1 protein-coding gene and 1 pseudogene are annotated in these 1858 nt (G+C 65.0%); both read left to right on the plus strand.

Features of this window, described 5'->3' with window-relative positions:
• The first annotated feature begins 179 nt into the window (after positions 1-179).
• Entirely contained in the window at positions 180-1184 is a 1005-nt protein-coding gene (locus ABT116_RS44040) for a hypothetical protein (RefSeq protein WP_351646460.1), read from the plus strand.
• Positions 1185-1396: 212 nt separating this feature from the next.
• Positions 1397-1723 (plus strand): annotated as a pseudogene (locus tag ABT116_RS44045) (DUF3239 domain-containing protein); the annotation flags it as partial.
• Between the last annotated feature and the right edge of the window lie 135 nt (positions 1724-1858).

Below are 1858 nucleotides of genomic sequence, written 5' to 3' on the forward strand. Positions count from 1 at the left end.
TCGCCAATCGGGTCCTGTGCGAGCTGTATCCGAGCAAGCGGAATCCCTGCGACGAGATGGAGACCGTCCGAATCCAGGCCCAGCAGACACGCGAACTCCAGGACTACATCGACGCCCAGTACGGCGGACCCGGCCGCGGATGGTTCCGCATCGTGAGCTCCCCCGAACAAGCCAGGCAGGTGGCCGCCGACGGAAAGCTCGCCGTCACCCTCGGAGTGGAGGTATCCGAACCCTTCGGTTGCTCTGTGCGTAACGGGATTCCGCAGTGCACCGAGGACGACATCGACCGCGGCCTGGACGAGTTGTACGACCTGGGTGTCCGGCAGATGATCGTCACGCACAAGTTCGACAACGCCCTCGGCGGTGCCCGTTTCGACGGCGGCGTCACCGGCGTCGCCGTCAACATCGGCAACTACCTGGGTACCGGCGAGTTCTGGCAATCGGAATCATGCACCGGCGTCGCCGAGGACAACGTGCTGCCCACCAAGGTCGACGGCGCACAGAACCTTCTCGCAGTACTCCCACCCGGGGTGACGCTTCCGGTGTACCCCGCTGGTCCGCAATGCAATTCGCACGGCCTGACCGACCTCGGCGCGTACATGATCCGAGGTTTGATGGACCTAGGGATGATCGTGGACATCGACCACATGAGCGTCAAGACCGCCGAAGCAGCCCTCGATATTCTCGAAGCCGCGAATTACTCCGGTGTCGTCTCGAGTCACAGCTGGAGCGACCCGAGCCTGTACAAGCGGATCTACGCGCTCGGCGGTTTCGTCGCCCTGTACGCCGGGCAACTGGACGCGTCGGACGAGAAGCCCGAAGAGCGTGGATTCATCGACCAATGGCGCGATGCGCGGGCGATGCGAAGCGAGAACTACTACTTCGGTTTCGGCTACGGCGCCGACACCAACGGCTTCGGGCCGCAGGCCGCACCGCGCGGTGACGCCGCCGAAAATCCGCTGCAGTATCCGTACACCGCCTTCGACGGCACGGTCATGGACCAGCAGCGCGCCGGCACCCGGATTTTCGACGTGAACACCGACGGTGTGGCGCAGTACGGGATGATTCCCGACTGGATCGCGGACATGCGCATCGCTGCGGGAGCCGACGGCGACACCATCATCGAGGACATGAGCCGAGGCGCCGAGGCTTACCTGCAGATGTGGGAGCGCGCGCGAAACTAGCTACGCTGGTGGACGGTCCCCGTGCGATCGGGGGCCGGTCCTAGATCGTCCGGCACCACCCGAAGGAACTTTTCGTGGCTGACTTCCAGTTCACCGTCGACAAGGCTCACGCCAAGTCGGTCAACGACACACTGGCCGACGTACGCCGCCTGCAGATTTCTGCGGTGATCTTCGCGATCGTCCTCGCCGCCGTCGGGGCCTGGCTGATCAGCATGGGCGAGGTGTGGTCCATCATCATCGGCGCGGTCCTCGCCATCGGTGCGGCCAGTTCACTGTGGGTGGCGGTGTGGGCGCCCCGCAAGGTGGGAAGCGTCGAATCTCTGTATGCAAACAACCCACTGGTCCCTGCGATCGTCACCGAGGTCCACCCGCGTGCGGCGACGCTGACCGCGCTGATCGACATCGCGAAGCCGGCCGCCGGGGCGCCGAAGTACGCGCTCGTCAGCCGCAACGTTCGACTCAATCCGAAGTGGCGAGTCGGCGACCGCATTCCGTCGGTGGCGCTGCGTTCGGATCGTTCCACCCGAAGCAAGGCAGACACCTGGCAGATGGTCAGTCCCATGCCGATCGAATGGGGAACCAGTTCGACCAGGCGGTGGGTCTGGTCGCAGAAGTGGGCGAACAGCGGGATGCGGGGGAAGCCGGTGGCCAGGGCGGTGGACAGGTGCAGCAGC

The sequence above is a fragment of the Streptomyces sp. NPDC002130 genome, from assembly GCF_040296465.1.
Taxonomy (GTDB): Bacteria; Actinomycetota; Actinomycetes; order Streptomycetales; family Streptomycetaceae; genus Streptomyces.